The sequence below is a fragment of the Polaribacter sp. Z014 genome, assembly GCF_023555435.1.
Lineage (GTDB): Bacteria > Bacteroidota > Bacteroidia > Flavobacteriales > Flavobacteriaceae > Polaribacter.
In genome coordinates this window covers 154,714-177,684 of the sequence record NZ_JALCZP010000002.1, presented here as the reverse complement: position 1 = coordinate 177,684, position 22,971 = coordinate 154,714, and the positions used below count along the sequence as shown (strand labels likewise).

Below are 22,971 nucleotides of genomic sequence, written 5' to 3'. Positions count from 1 at the left end.
AAACTATTACTATTTACACTAAATATAAAGGTCTTACATTAAAATAGCATGATTATTATATAGATAAATGCTAGATGTACGAAGAATTGATGCGAATGTCTTTCTTAGTTCGTTATACTAAAACAATAAAAGCAAATTCCAGCCAAATATCCTGCATCTAATTCCGAATTCCATTTTTTGAGCGTTGATAACAAACTATTCTTCCTAACCAATCATTCAATATCATATGGTATTGCATATCGGTTTTCCAAATTACAGAATCTTACTATGTACGTAAACATCCAGTTATAATTCTATTTTTGTTCGTATTTTATTAAATTATCTAGTTTACCGCTGGAATAATATTTTTAGGAATATCTAATTTTTTATCATCTGATCCAACCGCAAAATTGCTAATTTTATAATCATCCTTTTTGCTCCAATCAATTTCCACTCTACCATCTCCCAAAACAATATCTGTCAATTTTTTTCTAAACCATTCTGAAAGTTTTCTATACTCTTTTTTTAGAGCCACATTATTTCTTTCATCCGCATCATTTCTTAAATCAAACAAAGCAACCTCTACATTTTCTAGTGATTCATTTCTGGCCCAATCCAGTCCTGTTCCAGGAGGAACTTGTTTACCCGGTTTAGAGTTTTTTTCTTTTATTCGCATTGAAAATGCAAACTCTTTATTTCTAATATACGCTCTAGGACCATAAACGTGATTCATTTCTCCTAAAACATATTCTCTTTTAATACCTGTTCCCTTAGCAATATCTTCCATATCAAACCCATCTAAATATTTAAATCTAGATGCATTAATATCAATATTTGCTGCTGATAAAATAGTTGTATAGATATCAACATACTCTACATACTCTTTACTTACTTTATTTACCGGAAATTTATTTTTAATTGAAGAAGCAACAACAATTGCCCCTCTATTAGAAACATCGTAAGGAGCAAATTTAGCTTCAATACCTTGCTCTCCCAATTGCCAACCATGATCTCCAATTGTTAAAATAATTACATATTCTTGATTATTTTCTTTACTATATTTTTTAAAGTCTTTAATAGCTTTTCCTATTAAGGCATCAGCATAAGCACAAAAAGCATAATAATCTTGAACTGCTTGTTGTTTTTCTGCCTCTGATAAACCATCAATTTTCATTGTTTTATATAACTTTTTCAACTGTAAAGGCAACTTACTTAATTCTGTATTTTTATCAAAAGCAGGAATTTTATATTTCTTATTTTTAAATTGATCTCTAAATTCTTTTGGTGGTAAAACAGGTGTGTGAGGTAAATGGAAATTCAAACTCATAAACTGTGGTTCACTTGTTTTTGGGCCAATAACAGTTCTTCCAGAGTACGTTTTAAAACCCTTATTAGGACTGTTTAAATAATTATCAAATTCCTTCAAAATAAAACCATCAAAAGTTTCAAAAGCGGGTTTAGGGCTTTCACCACCAATAATCATTTTACTTTGTTGTCTCGTATATGCTCTTAAAATAGATAACTTTTTATCAACTCTTGCTAATTCATTGACATCTTTTTTACTTTTAGCTTCTGGAATCACTCTTAATTTAGTTCCATCACTAAAGATAAAATCTTCTGTTCCTACATCTGGCTTTCCTTTTTCTTTAATTTTATCCCATTTGCTATAATCTGTAAATCCTAAAATTTGCAAATCATTTTTACCATTTAACTCGTGGTCATAATACCCTGGACTTTTAAAAGATGCCTTTTGCTTCTTTTCATCCCAAGATAGTATACGATAGCCAAACTTTCCATAAATAGAAGTTCCATAACCGTATTCTTTTAAGACTTCTGGAATTAACTTTTTTGTGATTGAAGTTTGATTATGCCCTAATTCAAACCCTGTAATTCCATCATGGTGTGGATACAAACCGGTCATCATGGAAGCTCTAGATGGTGCACATGCAGGAGAATTACAATAAGCATTTACAAACAAAGTACCTTCTTTTGCTAGCTGATCTATATTTGGAGAACTTACATAACCCAGTTTACTTTCCTTGCTGCCAATGGTTGCTTTGTTAAAACTTTCTACAGCGTCTGCTCTATGGTCATCAGTCATAATCCATAGAATATTAGGTTTTTCTTGAGCTTTCATATAAAATTGCCCTAGTAATATTAGCGTAAGTAAAAGTGTATTTTTCATTTTAATGTATTGTTATAATATTTTAAAAGGAACTCTAAGAATCATGTTTAGCCCCATAGATATTATCTTTTTTATCACCCAATTCAATAGTTTTAGCTTTCATTTCTTTTCTCATTTCTACAACTATTGTTTATTATAGGCACCAAGCTTTATCCATTTACGGAAGTTGGATTCTCTATACCTGCTAAATTACAAATGGTAGGAAAAATATCATGAATATAACTAATGATTTTTATTTCTCTCTCTTTTTTCTTAATCAATCGTCTAGAGGTATCTACATAATCATCCTCATGTTATCGATATTCTGCACGTACTAAATCTGCCAGGAGTTTGGTGTTACTAAATCGCTAAATAATACTTTGTAAATTTTATATCTGATGGTTTAACTTTCATAGTACCTGTGCTTGCTCCATGTTGTAAATTAAAACTTTAGGAAAGTATAAAAGGTTTATTTACTAGTTTTATATTTAAAAATTTAATACCTCCCTTTAATTTTTGCTCGTTAGGATAAAAACAATATTAGCACCTTCTTAAGTATTTATTTTAAAAGATATTCCGATAAATAGTACTAAAATTATTGATTTTATTTTCACCTTTTTCTAATTTGTTTTAATTGCACATTTTACGGATTGTAATCCTTTGGAAGTTGCTGTAATATTTATAGTTCCTTTTGTTTCTGTAGATTTTACAACTAATAAACACATACCACTAAATGCTTTTCTATTTGGTACTTGAAAAGAAGCCAATGATGTTTGATCTCCGTTACCCACAGCTGCTAAAACACCTTCTCCTTCAATATTAAAATTTACTAGGTTATCCGCCATCGGACATATATTTCCATCCTTATCTTCAATTTTAACAGTAACAAATGACAAATCGTTTCCGTCAGCATTAATTTCAGTTCTATCAACACTTAAACTAATATTTGCTGGTTTTCCTGCTGTTTTAATTTCTTTGGATACAACTTTTTTACCTTTAATATACCCTACCACTTTTAAACTACCTGGTTGATAAGGCACATTCCAAGACAAACGGTATTTAGATTTATACAATCCCTTTTTAAAGCCGTGATATTCTGCGGGAATTTCGGTTATATCTTTCCCCTTAACTTTTTTACCAAAAGACTTTCCATTTACAAACAATTCAACTTCTTCACAATTTGTATAAGAATACACAGGGATAATTTTGCCTTCTTTTCCTTCCCAATTCCAATGAGGTAAGACGTGTACCATCGGTTCACTAGTCCATTGACTTTGATATAAATAATACCTATCTTTTGGGAAACCGCACAAATCAACCGGTGCAAAATAGGAAGAACGAGATGGCCAATCATCATTCCAATAACCATCTGTTGAATTATCTCTTCCTCCATAAGGAGTTGGTTCTCCAATATAATCAAAACCAGTCCACATAAATTCACCTAAAGATTTTGGTGCTTTTGCTTGTGCATCAAACTCTACATCTGGTGGATAAGCCCATGGTGGACCAACAATAACATCATAACTAGATACATGATTTGTATCATGCTTTTCAGTAAATTCAATTGGTAAGTTATAAACACCTCTGCTACTTGTTAAAGAAGATGTTTCAGATCCATATACAATCATATTTGGATTTGCTTCTAATATTTCATTATAATTTTCTGGCCAATAATTCATGCCAACGATATCTACATATTGCGCCAACTTATTATCAAAAGGTTGTGGATAATAATTAAAACCAACAGTAGTAGGACGTGTATTATCCTCATCATGGCAAATATCATTTAACATCTTTGCTACTTTCCAACCATCTTTTTTTCCCTGTTCCAAAATTTCATTTCCAATGCTCCACATAATTACAGATGGATGATTACGATCACGTTTAATCATATCTCGTAGATCTCTTTCATGCCAATCATCAAAAAATTTGTTGTAACCATTTTTAACTTTCCCTATTTTCCATTCATCAAAAGCTTCAACAATTACAACAATTCCTAGTTCATCACAAGCTTTTAAAATTTCTGGTGAAGGAGGATTATGACTTGTACGTAAAGCATTAACGCCCATACTTTTCATGATTTCCATTTGACGTTGTTTTGCTCTAAAGTTAATAGCTGTACCCAATGAACCTTGATCATTATGCATACAAACACCGTTTAATTCTACGGCATTTCCGTTTAATAAAAATCCTTTGTCTTTATCAAATTTAATAGTTCTAATTCCAAATTTTGTTTCGTATTCATCTACAATTTCATTATTTACCTCAACTTTACTTATCGCTGTATATAAAACGGGATAGTTAATATCCCATAAATTTGGATTTTCTATATTTAAAACAATGGATGTTTTTTCTTCTGAAGTTCCATTGATTGATACTTCTGAAATATTATTAGCTACTACATTTCCTTCTGCATTTAAAATAGTTGTTCTCAATTTTACTTTTGAAGCTAAATTTTCTATTGTTTTAATTTTTGTTTCAATATTTACTTGAGCGTTATTCTTGTTAACATTCGGAGTAGTTATATAGGTTCCATATTGAGGAATATAAATAGACTCATTCATTTTTAAACGAACGTTTCTATAAATTCCGGCTCCTGAATACCAACGTGCGGCTAAATCTTCTGGAGCTAATTGTACAGCAATAACGTTTTCTTCTCCAAATTTAATATGATTACTTAAATCTAATTCAAAACCGATATAACCATAAGGCCTTTCCCCTACATATTCTCCATTTAACCAAACTTTTGCATTATTCATAGCACCATCAAATTCTATTGAAATTTGTTTGTGGCTAAATTTAGAATCTACCGTAAAATATTTTCTATACCAAGCAATTCCGTGCACAGGTAAACCACCTGTTCTTGCATTGTATTTATTACTAAAAGGTCCTTCAATAGCCCAATCATGTGGCAAGTTTAATGACCTCCAATCAGCATCATTAAAATCGATTCTATTTGCTGTATCTGGCGCTTCTTTTTTAAATAACCAATCTTTATTAAAATTTAAGTCTGGGATTGAATTTGTTACTTTTTTTGAACACGATGTCATCAAAAGAAAGAATAACAAGGAGATTACATTATTTATGTTTAAAAATTTCATTAAGTAAAGTTTAAATACAATGATTATAAAAAACAAAAGTATTCATACCTATCTAATTCTGTTTGTAAAAACAAACAGAATACTACCACATATGATTAATTTATAATCTAATTCTTAAAAATTTAAAACTATGAAACAAACCCTAACTCACAAAACCTACTTAACTGACTTACAGTTAATTAATTTCAAAACAAACTAAACAATAAGTACAGATAATCGTTTAGTATGTTTATTTTCTAATACTTAACACTTTTCAATAATAATAAACTCGGAAGAACTTACTAAGTTTTTAACATGGAAAAAAGTATTATATATAATTTTACTTAATTATTTTTTAGTGAATTATTTATTTAATTTTTCAACATTTAAAAGTACAGAACTAACTCTCCCTCCTACATCTGGAAAAGTGATTTCAACGTCATTAGCCCCTTCCTTTAAAATTTTAATATCAACAGGAATTGCGATTACTCCAAAGAATTGTTTTCTAGGTTTTTGATCATATCCCGCCCAATTAGTTGGAACTTCTACAATCTTTCCATTAATTAAAACCTTAGGTTGCTTACTTAAAATATGATCTCTTGCAATTCCCATATGTAGTGCAGCTCTACCTTTTTTACCTGCAATTACATGCTGAATAGTAAAATGAAGGGATTGGTTTGCAACTATTTTTTGTAAATATGTTGTTGAATAATAGTTGTTTTCTGTAATTGTATTTGAAAACTCATAATCTACTACATCACATTCAATAATTACAGTTTCACCAACCTTTAATTCTAAATTATTAAGTTGGGTATAATTTGTAAAAAACAACAACTTTGGAACTCCCTCCTCGTTTACATATAATCTTCTTAAAGTGGTGTTTTTTATAAAATTTTTACTCTTGTTTAAAAAATCTAAATTTATTTTTTGAATTTCATCTGCTAAACTATTGATTGCTATAAACACTTTTCCTTTTTTAGCAAATGCATTTACCTGAATATCAGGATTATTAGAAGCAATATCAATACGTTTTCCTTCAACATCTTTCCACAATTGATAAAATTTAATTAAATGCGTGTACTTATAATTTCCATTTGCCAATTTTCTTGAAATTACCCAAGGATATGGGTGTTGCTCTGGGTTTCTAGCATCTTTATAAAACCAACTTCCTTTTCCTGTTATAAAAGGTACAGCTTTTAAAACTCTGTCAGGCTTGTCCATTAACCCCATCATAATATTATTATAAGATATTAAACAGATACCATTTAATTTGGGAGAGTACGGTTTCCCTTGCAATCCTTTTGCTGTATACCCGTATTCAGAAATTAAATGTGGCTTTACAACCCCCCATTTTATATAGCTATATGCTTCAATTAATTGTAAAATTGCTTCAGAATTACTTCCTGATCTATAACTAAAATCTCCTTCAACATTTCTTCCATCATATAAATGTGTAGCAAAAAAATCCATACTTTCACCTGCCATATCCATAAAAACTTTCATTCGCGTATTCCAATGCCAAAAATCTTTTAATTCCATTTCAGGCCAAGCTGCACTATAACCACCTACTTTTATATTAGGTATTTCAGCATGAATTTTGTCTGCTACTACTTTGTGAAATTTAGACATTTCAACTATCACAGCTTCTGTTTCGTCCCAAGATTTCACATAATCTTTAGAGTGAACAAAAGGTTCATTCATGATTTCATAATAATTAGGCATCATAGGGTATGCTTTTTTAAAAAACATAGCATTATAAGCCGCAACCTTTTCATAATCTTTATCTAACTGAAAGGCTTCTTTAGGATGATCTGTAATTATAAGGTCGTGTGTACTAAACTCTTTAAACAAGGGAGCTTTTTTATATCTTGAAACACTATTTTTAGCTTGCGCTTTTACGTCCGATATTTTTGGCTCTACAGTTTTATCTTTTCTAAATGGTTTTGGACCTCCAAAAGTTCTTCCAAATTCAATTCCTAGTTGATTAAAAAGATAGTCACTATCCTCAGCTAAATCACCATCTGTATAAGAACTGTGCATAGAAAAATATTTTTCTCTACTCAACTCACTATTATCCCCAATATATTTTTGAGTAGTAAAATCTATAGTCACCTTATTTTGAGCAAAACAAATAATGGAGGTTAAAAAACTTAGTACTAATATTAATTGTTTTTTCATCTTTAAAATTTCACGAATTTATAGTAATTATTTTCGCTTGTTATTGCAAAATAAGCTCCTTTTGTTAAACTTGATATTTTGATAGAATTAGTATTTAAAGCTTCTAACAAAACTTGTCCATTCCTATCAATTATTTTTATAAACTTATATGCTATTTTCCCTGTTAAAGTTAAATTTTCAGACTCTTTATTTACTACTAACTGAATACTTTTAGCGTTGATTTCTTTTATCGTAAGTTTTTTTGCTGGCTTTTTTATGTGAATTCCACTTATCTCTTTGCTTTTAGTTTTTTTAGAATTAAATTCATCTCTAGTTCCAAAAGTCAACATAAATCTATAATCAATACCTTCTTCCATAAGAGAGGTAGTTTTAATTTCAACTTTTTGACTTCCACTACCCGGTTGGATAGCCACCTTTTTAGAAGAAGCTTGCCAATTATTACCATTCCAGATAGAAACTTGAATTAAATTTTCTGTGCCAATGCTATAATCAATATCAAAATTAAATGTATCTGAATTATCTAAACTATATGGTGTTAAAGGAGAAAAAGAAACATTATCTGATACACGTACAACTTTAGTAACAAACTCTATATTATTAATTACACTTGCAGCTTTTGTAGTTTTCCAATCACCATTTTTTTCTCTTAAAGAAAGTAATAGTCTGTAACCTACGCCTGCTTTAGGATGATTTATCGGAGAGAACTTTACAGAGATAACACCTTGCCCCTTTTTTACATTTATTTTCTTATTTACAAAATAACTGAACTCTTTATTAGTTAATTCAAAGTTGATATCTCTATCTTTATTGGCAATATAACCTACCATAAATGAGTACACTTTTTTACTTTGAATTTTAACAGGTATGGACTTTACAAACATCACTTTTTCTACATCCTGTGCATTTACACTAACGGTTATTAAAAGAATGTAAATCAATATAAATATCTTTGTAATTAAATTTTCAATTTTCATTTTATTACTTTTTTATTAAATATATTCTCATTAATTTTTTCAATTAATTTAGACAGATTAGATGGTGCTCAAGTTCTTTTAAATTCTCATTATTTTTTGATAAAGAATATTAAAGCAAAAATCTTTTTATAAAAAAACCACAAATTAAATTTGTGGTTTTACCTTTATAATTTAGTATAAATACCCGATAAATTTATAGGATCATCCATTTCAGTTTGAAGTTTAATTAAATCTTTAAACATTTTTTTTACTTTATCTTTATATTTAGCATTGGTTGCTAAATCATTCATTTCTTCTGGATCATTCTTTAAATCGAATAACAACACTTTTTCAATTTCAGGATAAACAATTAGTTTAAACCCATCTTTTCTAATCATTCGTTGCAGATTTAAATAGGCTCCATAAATAGCTTTATAATTGCTTTTTTCTGATTGCCCTTTTGCGATATCTAAAAAGCTATTAAATTCTACATATTCTGGTTTTTCAACACCTGCAAGGTCTAAGGCAGTTGCCATAATATCTTGTAAATATACATCTGCATCTGATCTTTTATCTTTTGGAATATCTGGCCCAATAATTACCAATGGTGGACGAATACTGTGATCAAATAAATTTTGTTTTCCTAATAATCCATGACGCCCCATTGCCAAACCATGATCAGCTGTATAAAAAATATAAGTATTATCCATTTTTCCTGACTTTTTTAATGCTTCAATTATTTTACCAATTTGAGCATCAACATGAGAAATACTAGCATAATATTCTTTAGTATGAACTTTTATAGCATATTCAGTTCTAGGAAATGGAGCTAAAGCTTCATCTCTTAAATCATCTCCGTCCCCAATATCATGTCTAAAAGGATATTCTGGTAAAAAACTTTTTGGTACCGAAATATTTTCTAAAGAATACATATCTTGATATTCTTGAGGAGCTTGCCTTGGATCATGAGGTGCATTGAATGCTAAATACATGAAAAATGGATTTTCTTTTGTTTTAGCTTCATCAATAAAGGTAATAGCATCGTCTTTTAAAACTTCGCTCCAATGTTTTCCTCCTTTCCAAAATCCTCCTTTAGAAGTATCAGTTGGAGACCAAGTAGTATCATTTTTATTTTGAGGTCTGTTATAACCATTAGGCATTATATCAGCAGAATTTGCTCCTTTAATTTTTGATATTGAATCAAACTTAGCAAGCATTTTAAAGTAACCCCAAGCATCTCCAGGCATTCCTGGACGAATATGTACTGTCTTTTGGAATAATTTATAAGCAGGAGCATCAACGTGCCACTTTCCAGTCATATAAGTATCATAACCTTTAGATTCCATTAATTTAGCCCAAGATTTCTTATAAGTTATAGTATCTTTTTTAACCCAATTTTGTCTAAACTTATTTGCTCTCCAAACAAAACGACCTGTATTTAACATTGCCCGAGATGCTGCACAAACTGCACCACTCCAAGACCCCATATTGTAAGCATGTGTAAATGTGGTTCCTTCTTTTACCATCTTATCCATAGTAGGTGTACTAATTTCTAAATTCCCTAAGGCATGAATTGATGAGTATGTCTGATCATCAGTAAAAATAAAAACAATATTTGGCTTTGCTTTCTTAACCACTACTTTCTTTTCTTTATTACAACTTGCAACAATTAAAAAAATCAATAAAAAATACATTTTTAATTTCATGTTTCTTTTTTTTAAATAAATAATGCTTGTTTTAAAAATTTAAACAAGCATTATAAATAACATTAATTCAAGTTTAAACTTAATCTATGTTGCAAAATTTGTAAATATTTAAAGAGACAACTACTTCAAATGTTTTTTAAACTGCTACAAATGATTAAATATAGCTAATACAAACATTCTACCCTTTACACGTTAATGGTTTGTTCTGTTACACTCTTTTTATTACATCTTCATTTTCTGCCCCCCCTTGTCTTATGTATTTACTTGGAATTACCCCAAACTGTTTTTTAAAACATTTAGAGAAATAAGATGCAGTATTAAAACCTGTCATGTACATAACTTCTTTTACTGACAAGTCACTTTTTTCTAATAATTGAACAGCCCGTTTTAAACGAATGTTTCTAATAAATTCACTTGAAGTTAAACCTGTCAATTCTTTAATTTTTAAATATAAATTAGTTCTACTTAAAGACATTTCTTGCACTAATAATTCTACACTAAAATCAGAGTTCATCATGTGTTTTTCAACAATTTCAAAAGCTTTATTTAAAAATGTTTCATCGGCAGATGTAACAGTAATTTCTTTTGGTTGTAAGGTTATTTCTCTATTAAATCGTTTTCTTAACTGTGCTCTTTGTTTTAAAATATTTTTTAACTTAAGTTCTAAAAGCTTCATGTCAAAAGGTTTTCTCATATAAGAATCGGCACCAATCTTCAGTCCTTCAACTTCCCATTCTTGAGATATTTTTGCGGTTAACATTATTACAGGAATATGACTTGTTTCTTGAGATGTTTTTAATTTATCACAAAACTCTATTCCATCCATAACAGGCATCATTAAATCTGTAATTATAATATTAGGAATAATTTTTAGCGCTAATTCTAGTCCTACTTCTCCATTTTTAGCTTCGTATATATAATAACTTTCCCCTAATCCCTTTTTTATAAACGACCTAATATCAGTATTATCATCTACCACTAACAATACGGGTAATTTTGAGCGCGATTTTGAAAATCCTTGGTCAACCATATCATCCATAACTTCAATAGCATGCGTACTCGCTTCTAATTGGCTTACGTATGAATCCGATTCAGAAGTATTCAAAAAACTAACCTCTTCAATATTTTTAAAAAACTCTTTATTTTTTGGCAACCATACATAAAATGAAGTTCCTAAAGAAGAGCTGCTTATCACATCAATACTTCCCTGATGCAACTCAACAAGGTTTTTAGTAAAAGAAAGCCCAATTCCTGTACTTTTCATTTTCAGCTTACTATTCCCTACTTCTGTATAAAACCTTTCAAAAATATGCTTAATTCTATGTTCTGGAATACCAGGACCTGAATCTTTAACTTTGATTATAATATACTCCGACTGATTTGATTTCCCTTCAATTCCTTCAGGACACTCAAAATGTTTTCCATCAAATACATTTAAACAAACCTCCCCGTTTTCAGGAGTAAATTTAAAAGCATTTGATAATAAATTATTTATAATTTTTTCTAATGCATCAGCATCAAACCAAGTAATAATTGACTCATTTGAATCTTTCAATTTAAAATTAATACTTTTCTTAAGACTAAGAAACTGAAATGGTTCACCAATTACTTTTAAGAATTCTACAATATCTCTTTCACCTAAAACCAGTTTCATTTTACCTTTATCCATTTTTCTAAAATCTAATAACTGATTTACCAACCTTAATAAATAATTGGTATTTTTAGTCATTAGTTGGTATTGTTCACCTACTTCTTTTCTAGAAAGATTAACTCCTTTTTTTTGTAGATATTCTAACGGTCCTTTAATAAGAGTTAATGGAGTTCTAAATTCATGAGAAATATTAGTAAAAAATTCTAATTTTAAACGGTGAATTTCTTCATATTTCTCTTTTTCTAAATGCTCTAGTTCTAAATCATGTTTTTTAGTAGTACTAATAACCGTAAACCTTCTAAAAGCAATTAGTATTAAAATAATTAATAAAACATAAATTCCTTTTACGAAATCTGTTCTCCAAAAAGGGGGAATTACATTTATTTTTAATTCTAATGGTGATTCATCCCAAACACCATCATTATTTGAGGCTTTCACTTTTAAATTATAAGAACCTGGCTCTAAATTAGTATAGGTTGCATTTCTATTATTAGATGAAGTATATAGCCAATCATTATTAAAACCTTCTAATTTATAGGCATATTCATTTTTTCTTGAGGCCGCATAGTGTAAAGCTGCAAATTCAAAAGAAAAACTATTTTCACTATACTTTAATTCTATTTTATCAATAGCGTTTATAGATTTATTTAGGATTACTCTCCCATTAATTTTTTCGCCTATTTGGATAGGTTTGTTAAAAATTGAAAAATTTGTAAATACAGTTTCTGCATTATAACTATTTTTCTTTATATCATTCGGAAAAAAAGCTGTAAAACCATTTACCCCCCCAAATAGTAATTGCCCATTACTTCTTTTTAAACTGGTTAACTCACTAAATTCATTATTCTGTAAACCATCATAAACATCATAATTCTTAAAGACTTCTTCTGAGGGGGTAAACCTTGAAAGGCCTTTATTTGTAGACAGCCATAAATTACCATTATCATCTTCAAGTATGCTTTTAATAACATTATTTGGCAATCCATCCTTAACATCATATGATTTAAACCTTATGGATTTTAGGTCTTTTGAAAAAACAACTTTATTTAATCCTCCTCCAAAAGTTCCAATCCAAATATCACCAGATTTACTTTCAAAAATGGTTAAAATATAATTATGACTAATTGTTGTTGTATCCGATAAGGAGTTTTTAAAAATTTCAAATTTTGGATTTTTTACATTTATTTGATCCGGAGATAATCTACAGAGTCCATTACCTGTAGCAAACCAAATATTCCCTTTAGAGTCTTGAAAAATATAGCGTATAATATTATTTGAAATACTTGACGCTACGTTTTTATTTTCAGACAATATATCTTTTTTATAATCATTTGTATCCTCATCTGGCAGCCATCGATAAACTCCTCCATTATAGGTACCAATCCAAATATTTTTATATGAATCTTGTAAAATAGAAAACACACTTTCCGTAATTCCTTTAAATGGTTTTATTTGAGCACTGGTTATATTCTTTGGGTTTGAAATGTCTATAGAAAACAAACTAGGGGTATTTTCGCCTCCAACAAAAAGTTTTTTTGAGTTTTTATATACTACTTCTTTAATTACAAAAGGATTATTAATCTCTGGTAAATGTTTAAATTTATTAAAGCGATTATCTATATCTTTTTTTGGTAACATATTCAGCCCTCCGCCAGCAGAACCCATCCACAAAAAACCATTACTATCTTCATACATAGATCGTAAATTATTATTACCTAAACTAGCAGGGTTTAATGTTTTTTTAATATGTAAAAACTGTTTTCTTTGTGGATCTAATTTATTAATACCACCTCCATTTACACCAACCCATACAATCCCGGTATGATCAATAAATAATGATTTTATTTTATTTTTACTTAAACTTTTACTAGGATTTTCGGGATCATATTTATAGGTACTAATTAATGTTGGAATTAAATCATTAGATACATTGCTAAAATCTAATAACCCATCGTTTGTTCCTGCCCAAATATGAGCTTTATTTATAGCTAAAACTAAAACTTCCTTCTTATCTATTAATTCTACTTTATTGTTTCCATTTTTAGAAATTAATCTATACAACCCATTACTAGAACCAATTATTAAATTTCCATAACTATCTTCTGCAATACTTCTGACAGGTGAATTTGGCAAATTTAATTGACTATTTACTAATTGAAAGTAAATATCACCATTTTGATCACGAGAAAGTACTGATAACCCTTTTAAACCACCAACCCAAAACTGGCCTCTACTATCTTCAAAAAAAGTAAAGGTGTTATTCTCTCCTTTGGCGTTAATAATTCCATTTTGATATAAATTAAAATGTTCAAATTTTAAAGAATCAATAGGTTTATTTAAATCTACTAAGTTAATTCCCGCAATAGTCCCCACCCATAAACGATTCTTTTTATCTTTATATAATGTGGTAATATGATTACTACTAATACTTTTTTCATCTTTTTCATTATGTTTAAAATGAGTAAATTTTTCGGTAGTTTTATCAAAAAAATTTAATCCTCCTCCTGTTGTTCCAATCCATAAATTATGTTTTTCATCACCTACAATATCCCAAATTAAATTACTACTTATACTTTTTGGATTTGCAGGATTAGGTCTATATACAGTAAAATTATAGCCATCATATCTATTTAATCCATCATGAGTACCAAACCACATAAATCCATCTTTATCTTGATAAATACAATTCACATCGCTTTGAGACAAACCATTTTCTGTTGTTAAATGATCAAACCCTATAGAGTTTTGAGCACCACAACTGGTTACAAAAGTGATTCCTATTAAAAGAAAATTTAAAAATAATTTGGGAAAATAATTCAATAAATAGTTACGCATATTTACAAACTTAAAAATTAAACTTTATTTTTATTTGATGAATCTCTAATTATTCATTCGGCATTAAAGATCGTTCTATTTAAGGAGGTTTCTTTCGTAGAATTACGGATTCTATTAAAAAAATAATTCCACTGCTTTTTTACCAATTTGTTCATTATATTGGTTAACTATAGATATTGTAGGGATGTGAAAAGATGTAAATTTAATAAAGTAAAAAACTATAATACCATTCACTTCCTTATGGAAGCAACCAATCTTTCGCCTTCAAGAATATAAGGTAATCAATGACTGCTAAAATATTAGAAATAAATTAGAACAAAGGAAATTTCAAGAAATAATTCTTCAATAAACTACAGACAGGAGTTTAGCGAAGAATCATTTTTTGAAACAGATTAATTAACTATTTTTTAAATTAGTGAACAATAGGTAAAATGGATAGCAAAACTTAAGAATTAGGTTCTATACATAAATGGAATTATTTAAAGTTAATAATTCCATTTAAGCGTTATAAAGGTACCTGAAACATGTAAGAGATAGAATTATCAATAAATTCTTAAATATATAAACCATATTAAATAATATTTCTACAGCCTAATGTCTACTACTGAATAATTAAGTCAATTCTAAACAACCGCTTTTATTGACAATAAATATATTATTTATTATAATTGAAAGACCTTTTCAAGTTCAATCCATTTTTCGCCATCTTTTGCCCATGGTAACTCTTGTTGATAATCCCACATTAAGTTTTCCCATTCTTGTACTTTAGGATTATTAGCATCCATTTCTGCCTTTTTAACAGGATCAAAAGTTTCATCAACTTCCATGATCATAAACATTCTGTTACCTGTTAAATAGATTTGCATATCTACAATACCAGCATCTTTAATACTTTTTGTAATTTCTGGCCATGCATTTCCTGCTGCATGATATGCCTTATATTCAGCAATTAATTTAGAATCGTCTTTTAAATCGCAAGAATAACAATATCTTTTTACACTCATTTTTTTTTAATTAAGCTTGTTTATTATACTTTGAATATACCAATCTTCCATAAACGCCAATAACAACAAAACAAACAAGTGTTATTAAAAATGAAAAACGCATTTCAGTTAGTCCTAAGTAGGAAACATCTTCATATCCAGAACCACCTAAATCTAGTAATCTTCCTTGAAGAGGTGTTAATAAAGCCCCACCTACAATTGCCATTACTAAAAAGGCCGCTCCAAATTTAGTATCTTGACCTTGGCCTTCTAAAGCAATCCCATAAATAGTAGGGAACATGATAGACATAAATACAGAAGTTGCAATTAGAGAATAAATACCGGATGTTCCTGGTAAGATAATTGCACCAACAGTAGTAACCGAAGCTCCAATAGCAAAATACATTAATAATTTACCAGAATCAATATCTTTCATTAATGCAGTACCAATCATTCTTCCTAATAAAAAGACTATATAACCAGCTAATCCAAACCAAACGGCAGATTTACTGTCTATTCCTAAAGTTTCTGCATATTGGTATACATAAGTCCAACACATAATTTGTGCTCCAACATAAAAAATTTGAGCAATTACACCAAAAGAAAATTTAGGTTGTTTCCATAATCTTTTAACAGAATCAAAAAAGTTAACAGTAACTTCTTGGTCTTTGTTTTCTGGCATCTTTAATATAGAAATCATAATAAAAAAAGCCAAAACAACAAATCCTAAAATTACATAAGGGTTACGTATTACTTCTAAATCAGAAGTTTTAATAACTGTTTTAGCAGATTCTGATAATGTATCAAAAATAGGAGTACCGTCTGCAGTAGTATCATCAGATTTTAATGCATTTAAAACAAAATTCTGAGCAATAAGTAATCCTCCAATAGATCCCATTGGATTAAACATTTGAGCAAAATTTAAACGTCTTGTAGCTGTTTCCTCTGCTCCCATTGATAAAATATATGGGTTTGAAGTAGTTTCTAAAAAAGCCAATCCAAAAGTTAAAATATAATATGAAGCTAAAAAGAATGCATAACTTTCATATTGCGCAGCAGGAAAAAATAATAGAGCACCTATAGAGTATAGTGCTAAACCTACCAAAATACCTTTTTTATATGAAAATCTATTGACAAATAAAGCAGCAGGAATAGCCATACAACCATATCCACCATAAAAAGCAAGTTGCACATAAGAAGCTTCAACATTAGAAAGCTCTAATACTTTTTGAAAAGCTCTAACCATTGGGTTTGTTATATCATTTGCAAATCCCCATAAAGCGAAAAGCGAAGTAATCAAAATAAATGGTACTATAACCGACTTGGCTACTACAGGTATATTTTTGTTATCCATAATAATGTAATAAAGTGTTTAGTTGTTAATTTATAGGTGCAAATTAAAAAAGACAATACAAACTCTAGGTCCATATTGTCTTATATTGTATAACAAATGTTCTATTCTGATAATAAAGATCGATCTAAGTTTACATAACCTCCATCAACAGCTATAAACTGACCTGTTGTATGTGATGATTTTTCTGAGATTGTAAACAAACATTGATCTGCAATTTCTGCGGGAGTTGTCATTCTATTTTCTAATGGAATTTTCTTTACAATAGATTTTAGTTTTTCTTCTCCGTTTTCTAAAGTTTTAATCCAAGCCTCATAAGCAGGCGTCCAACTTTCTGCTATAATAATTGCATTAGAACGAATTCTATACTTGATTAAATCTACAGCCCATTCTCTTGTTAAACCTAAAACTCCTCCTTTAGAAGCAGCATAACCAGAAGTTCCTCCCTGACCTGTTAATCCTACTTTAGAACCAATGTTTAAAATATTTCCTTTGGATGCTTTTAAAAATGGCAAAGCATGTTTTACTACTAAAAAGTAACTCACCATGTTCAATTTTAAAGACCACATAAAATCTTCGTAAGAAGCGTCTAAACCAACACCATCATTAACACCAACATTATTAATTACAGCATCAATTTTACCATATTTTTCTGTAATTGTTTTAATAGCGCTTTCTATCTGATCTGGGTTTGTTACATCCGTTTTACAAAAAATAGCATCAATTCCTTTTGCTTGTAATTCTTCTGCATATCCAAAACCTCTATCATTTCTATCTATAATGGCTGGTATTGCTCCTTCTGCAGCTAAATGTTGTAAAATTGTTTCTCCAATACTTCCTTTAATTCCTGCTGCTCCCGTGATAACAACAACTTTTCCTTTTAATCCTAAATCCATTTTGTGTTATTTTATGTTGTAAAAATCAATAGCATTTTCTCCCATAATAGCTTTTTGTTCAGCTTCAGAAAATTTGCTTATATAATTTGTTACTATATTTTTTACTTCTGTATAATTACCTGCCACCAAACAAACTGGCCAATCTGAACCAAACATGATTCTTTCAGTTCCGAAAGCATTAAATACCACCTCTAAATAAGGGTTTAATTGTGCCTCTGTCCATGTGTTGTAATCTGCCTCGGTAATCATTCCTGATACTTTGCACAGCACATTTTTATACGTTGCAATCTCTTTCATTTGTGAAGCCCATCCATCAAAAAAACCATCTTTTATATATGGTTTTGCAATATGATCTATCACAAATTTCTGATTTGGAAAACGTTGTACAAATTCTAAAACAGCTCCTAATTGATGTGGAAACACCAAAATATCGTACGTAAAATTGTATTTTTCTAAGGCTGCAATTCCTCTTAAAAAATTAGGTCTTAATAAAAAATTATGATCCGCTTCTCCTTGAACAACATGTCTAAAACCTTTTACAATAGTATTTTTACTGTATTTTTCTAGAACTTCTTCTATATTTTCTGCACGTAAATCTACCCAACCAACAATCCCTTTTATAAAGCTGTTTTCTGCTGCCAAGTCGATTAAAAAATCGGTTTCTTCTAATGTTTGATCTGCTTGAACAGCAACACAACCATCAATCCCGTTTTCTTTGTATACTTTAGATAAATCTGAAGGTAAAAAATCTCTTCGGATAACAGACATTTCATCGTCTATCCAACTGTGTTTTTCAGCTTCATATTTCCAAAAATGTTGATGTGAATCTATTGTCATACTGCTTAAAACTATTTTACAAAAGCATCTAAAGTTGCTTTCATTCCGTTAGTAATAATGCTTTCTAAATTCTTTGTTACAATCGCTTCTAAACCGTCAAACTGAGTTAAATCTGTTCCCCAGAAATCTGTATTTGCTAAAGTTGCTTTTACAATAGCTGCAGGATTTCCTGTTGCCCATTGTGTTGCAAAGAAATCTAAAGCAGATTGATCATCTTTTACTTCGTACGTTTCAGATCCTCTTTCTCCTTTATAAAAAGCAATTAATGCCGCTAAAGAGAATAATAAATGTTCTGGATTTTTATTTTTTCTTTTGATGTATTCTAAAACTGAAGGCAATACTCTTGTCTTATATTTAGAAGTTGAGTTTAAAGAAATACTCATTAAAGCATGCTCTAAATAAGGGTTTCTAAAACGGTCTAAAACATCGTTAGAAAATTGATCTAATTCTTCTTTTGATAAATCTAACGTCGGACAAATTTCTTCAAAAATAGCATCCTTTAAAAATTTACCAACCACTTTATCTTCTAAAGATTCGCGTACTTTATCTATTCCGTATAAATATCCAACAGGCACTAAACTGGTATGTGCACCGTTTAAGATTCTTACTTTACGTGTTCTGTATGGTTCTTGGTTATCTGTAAAAACAACATTTAATCCACATATTTCTGCAGGAATTTCTTCTTTTACAGCTGCTGGTGCTTCAATTACCCACAAGTGGAATTGCTCTCCTTCTACAACCAAATTATCTTTGTACCCTAATTCTGCAGTAATTGCATCCATTTTATCTCTAGGATATCCTGGTACAATTCTATCAACTAACGTATTACAGAAAATATTATCTTCATTTATCCACTCAACAAACTCAGCGCCTAAAGCCCAATCATCTGCATATTGTAAAATTATTTTTTTAAGATTTACTCCATTGTCATTAATCAATTCACAAGGAATTAAAATCAATCCTTTGTCTGATGCACCTCCAAAAGTTTGGAATCTCTTGTATAATAAGGCTGTTAATTTCCCTGGAAAACTACTTTGTGGAGCATCGTCTAATTTATCATCTGCATTATACGCAATACCAGCTTCTGTGGTATTTGAAATCATGAATCTTAAATCAGGATTTTCTGCAACTGCTAAATAATCTGCAGGATTTTCATACGGATTGATTCCTCTTTGAATACAATCGATAATTTGATGTTCACTAATTGCTTTTCCGTTTTTAATTCCGTTTAAATATAACGTGTACAATCCATCTTGATCGTTTAACATTTTAATTAAACCTTGATTAATTGGCTGAATCGCAACAACACCAGCATCAAAATTAGCTTGTTTATTCATTTCATGAATCATCCAGTTTGCAAAGGCTCTTAAAAAATTACCTTCTCCAAATTGTATTATTCGTTCTGTATAAGTATTTGCTTTTACGGTACTTCTGCTTAAATTATTCATTTGGTAATTGTGATTTTGCTAAGTAACCAACAAGGTTCTTGTGCTGAATTTATTTCAGTATATAACCTTGTTGGTCTAAATTTTTGTTTTTTTATGTTTTTTGCCAATGGCTAAAGGCCAATAGCAAAAAGCCATTTTATAATGAAACGCCTCTTTTCCAAGGAATAAAATCGTTATTTCCGTGTAAAACTGCTTTCGATGGTGTAATTCCACTTGCAACTCTAATAATATGATCTAGAATTTTTTCACCCATAGACTCAATAGAGTCTTCTCCGGTAATTACAGTTCCTGCGTTAATATCAATAATATCATTCATACGTTCGTATAAATTGGTATTACTAGACATTTTTAAAACCGGTGCAACTGGGTTTCCGGTTGGAGTTCCCAATCCTGTGGTAAAAACAACCACATTACAACCAGAACCAACTAAACCAGTAGTAGATTCTACGTCGTTTCCTGGTGTACATAATAAGTTTAAACCAGGTTTTGTAACTTGTTCTGTATAATCTAATACTTCTACAACTGGCGAGGTCCCTCCTTTTTTAGCGGCTCCTGCAGATTTCATTGCATCGGTAATTAAACCATCTTTAATGTTTCCTGGTGATGGATTATTTTCAAAACCAGATCCAACAGCGACAGCAGATGCTGAATACGCTCTCATTAAATCATAGAATTTTTTAGAATCCTTTTCCGTATTACATCTTGTAATCATTTCTTGCTCAACTCCATTCAATTCTGGAAATTCTGATAACACAGGACTTCCGCCCAATGCAACCAATAAATCAGAAGCATATCCTAAAGCAGGATTTGCAGAGATGCCTGAAAATCCGTCTGAACCACCACATTCTAAACCTAAAACAAGTTTGCTTAATGGAGCTGGTTTACGGACTAATTTATTCGCATCAACCAAACCTAAAAAAGTATGTTTAACCGCTTCTTCTATTAAATGTCTTTCACTAGCACTTTGTTGTTGTTCTAGATAATGAACAGGTTTTGTATTGTTTGGTGCAATTGCATCAATAGCATCTTGTAACATGCTAATTTGTGCATTTTGGCAACCCAAACTAAAAATAGTAGCACCTGCAACATTAGGGTTGGTAATATAACCGGCTAATAATTTACATAAAGTTTCAGAATCTTGACGAATTCCGCCACAACCACCATCGTGTTTTAAAAACTTAATTCCATCTACATTCGGAAACAATCTATTTTTAGACAATTCTTCTTTTGTAGTAATGATAGGTGTATTAAAAATTTCGTCATTAGAAGCTCCTGCTTTATATTGTTTGATTAAAGCATCTGTATCTACAGCAAAATCCTTCTTGGTTTCATACCCTAATTTCTCAGTAAGCGCACCTTCTAGTACATCAACATTTCTGTTTTCACAAAAAGTTAAAGGAATTACCAACCAATAATTAGCTGTTCCTACTTTTCCGTCTTCTCTATGAAATCCGTTAAAAGTTCTGTCCTTAAAGTTTGATGCATCTGGAGCAGTCCAAGTAAATTTTTCTTTTGCATCATTATATTCTGCTGATGCATGCTTTACATTCTCTATGGTAATGGCGCAGCCTTCTAAAATAGGTTTCATTGCTTTACCAATTAACACACCATACATATAAATTTCATCGTCAACATTAAAATCGTTTAATGCATATTTATGTTTCTGTTTGATGTTTTCTTTTAAAACAACTTTTTTTCCAGCAACATCTGTTACCATTCCTTTTTCTAAAGGAGTTATGGCAACTATAATATTATCCTTAGGATCTATTTGTACGTAATTCTTAGACATTTATTTTTCTGAATTAAAACTTACTGTTGCTTTTATAACTCCTGTTTTTGGATCTAACCAACTATCAAAATTCTGAATCATTTCTGTAAAAGGAACAGAATGCGTAATAAATGAATCCGTAGGAAATTGATCTAACACATTAATAACATGTTCAAAATCTTCTGTAGTTGCATTTCTACTGCACATTAAAGTCATTTCTTTTGCATGTATCTTTGGATGCGTATACGTTAATTCTCCTTTAGACAATCCTACCAAAACAAAACGTCCACCGTGAGACATATAATCCGGACATGCTTCTATAGCGTATTTATTTCCTGAAGCATCAAAAACTGCAGTACATAAATCTCCGTTTGTAATTTTAGAAATTTCTTCAACAGCATTTTCTCCTGCTTTTACAATATAATCTACACCAATTTTTTCTTTAGCATATTGCAAACGTTCTTCATTCATGTCTATAGCAATTACTTTTGCACCTGCTATTTGAGCTAATTTCATAATTCCAATTCCAATTGGTCCTGCTCCTACTACGGCAACAATTTCTCCTTTTTGAATGGCTGCTCTTCTAACTGCATGTGCACCAATTGCCAAAGGTTCTACAATAGCCATTTCATTATCTGAAAGGTGATTAGCTTTTATTAAAATATTGGCAGGAACCGTAATTTGCTCTTGCATTCCTCCATCTCCATGAACACCTAATACAGAAATATTGGTACAACAATTTGTTTTACCATTTCTACAGGCAATACAAGTTCCACAACTTATATAAGGCATTACAACTACTTTGTCTCCAGCTTTAATTCCGCTTTCATTTTCACCTATTTCTAAAACCACAGACGCCAATTCGTGTCCTAAAATTCTTGGATATGTAAAAAATGCTTGGTTACCTGCATATGCATGTAAATCCGTACCACAAATTCCTACTTTGTTAATCTGTAATAATGCTTCTCCTTCTTTTCTTATTGGAGCTTCTTTTTCTTTTAAAAGGAATTCTCCTGGCTTTTCACAAACGATGTATTTCATATCTATCAATAATTTTATTGTTCAATCGATTGAACAGTTCGTTAAAAAAAAAGTTTTATAACTTTCTTTCCTTTCATATCGATATATTTTTTAATTAAAAC

General features: G+C 30.1%; 13 protein-coding genes. All 13 read right to left on the bottom strand.

Annotation, left to right across the window (positions count from 1 at the left end):
- Positions 1-322 precede the first annotated feature (322 nt).
- The 13 genes from MPF19_RS04125 to MPF19_RS04065 all read right to left on the bottom strand — a co-directional run bounded on the left by MPF19_RS04125 (position 323) and on the right by MPF19_RS04065 (position 22,870).
- Entirely contained in the window at positions 323-2,164 is a 1,842-nt protein-coding gene (locus tag MPF19_RS04125) for a sulfatase-like hydrolase/transferase (RefSeq protein ID WP_249986905.1), read from the bottom strand.
- 599 nt (positions 2,165-2,763) lie between these two features.
- Positions 2,764-5,193 (bottom strand): glycoside hydrolase family 2 TIM barrel-domain containing protein, encoded by a 2,430-nt coding sequence (locus tag MPF19_RS04120; protein ID WP_249986904.1) that lies wholly within the window; start codon positions 5,191-5,193, stop codon positions 2,764-2,766.
- Positions 5,194-5,586: 393 nt separating this feature from the next.
- Positions 5,587-7,401, bottom strand: a complete 1,815-nt coding sequence (locus tag MPF19_RS04115; RefSeq protein ID WP_249986903.1) for a beta-agarase — start codon at positions 7,399-7,401, stop codon at positions 5,587-5,589.
- Positions 7,402-7,403: 2 nt separating this feature from the next.
- Entirely contained in the window at positions 7,404-8,375 is a 972-nt protein-coding gene (locus MPF19_RS04110) for a hypothetical protein (protein WP_249986902.1), read from the bottom strand.
- Between the two features lie 164 nt (positions 8,376-8,539).
- On the bottom strand, positions 8,540-10,060 hold the full coding sequence (locus tag MPF19_RS04105; protein WP_249986901.1) for a sulfatase family protein: 1,521 nt from the start codon (positions 10,058-10,060) through the stop codon (positions 8,540-8,542).
- Between the two features lie 208 nt (positions 10,061-10,268).
- Entirely contained in the window at positions 10,269-14,546 is a 4,278-nt protein-coding gene (locus MPF19_RS04100; RefSeq protein ID WP_249986900.1) for a two-component regulator propeller domain-containing protein, read from the bottom strand.
- Positions 14,547-15,208: 662 nt separating this feature from the next.
- Positions 15,209-15,550, bottom strand: a complete 342-nt coding sequence (locus MPF19_RS04095; RefSeq protein WP_203393055.1) for an L-rhamnose mutarotase — start codon at positions 15,548-15,550, stop codon at positions 15,209-15,211.
- 10 nt (positions 15,551-15,560) lie between these two features.
- Positions 15,561-16,883 (bottom strand): L-fucose:H+ symporter permease, encoded by a 1,323-nt coding sequence (fucP, locus tag MPF19_RS04090; RefSeq protein ID WP_249986899.1) that lies wholly within the window; start codon positions 16,881-16,883, stop codon positions 15,561-15,563.
- A 101-nt stretch (positions 16,884-16,984) separates the two neighbouring features.
- Positions 16,985-17,776: an SDR family oxidoreductase gene (locus MPF19_RS04085; protein ID WP_249986898.1), complete on the bottom strand. Its 792-nt coding sequence runs from the start codon at positions 17,774-17,776 to the stop codon at positions 16,985-16,987.
- Between the two features lie 6 nt (positions 17,777-17,782).
- On the bottom strand, positions 17,783-18,613 hold the full coding sequence (locus tag MPF19_RS04080) for an amidohydrolase family protein (RefSeq protein ID WP_249986897.1): 831 nt from the start codon (positions 18,611-18,613) through the stop codon (positions 17,783-17,785).
- Between the two features lie 11 nt (positions 18,614-18,624).
- Entirely contained in the window at positions 18,625-20,061 is a 1,437-nt protein-coding gene (locus MPF19_RS04075; RefSeq protein ID WP_249986896.1) for a tagaturonate reductase, read from the bottom strand.
- Between the two features lie 136 nt (positions 20,062-20,197).
- A complete protein-coding gene (locus MPF19_RS04070; protein ID WP_203393060.1) occupies positions 20,198-21,850 on the bottom strand; it encodes a UxaA family hydrolase in 1,653 nt (550 codons plus the stop codon).
- Entirely contained in the window at positions 21,851-22,870 is a 1,020-nt protein-coding gene (locus tag MPF19_RS04065) for a zinc-binding alcohol dehydrogenase family protein (protein WP_249986895.1), read from the bottom strand.
- Between the last annotated feature and the right edge of the window lie 101 nt (positions 22,871-22,971).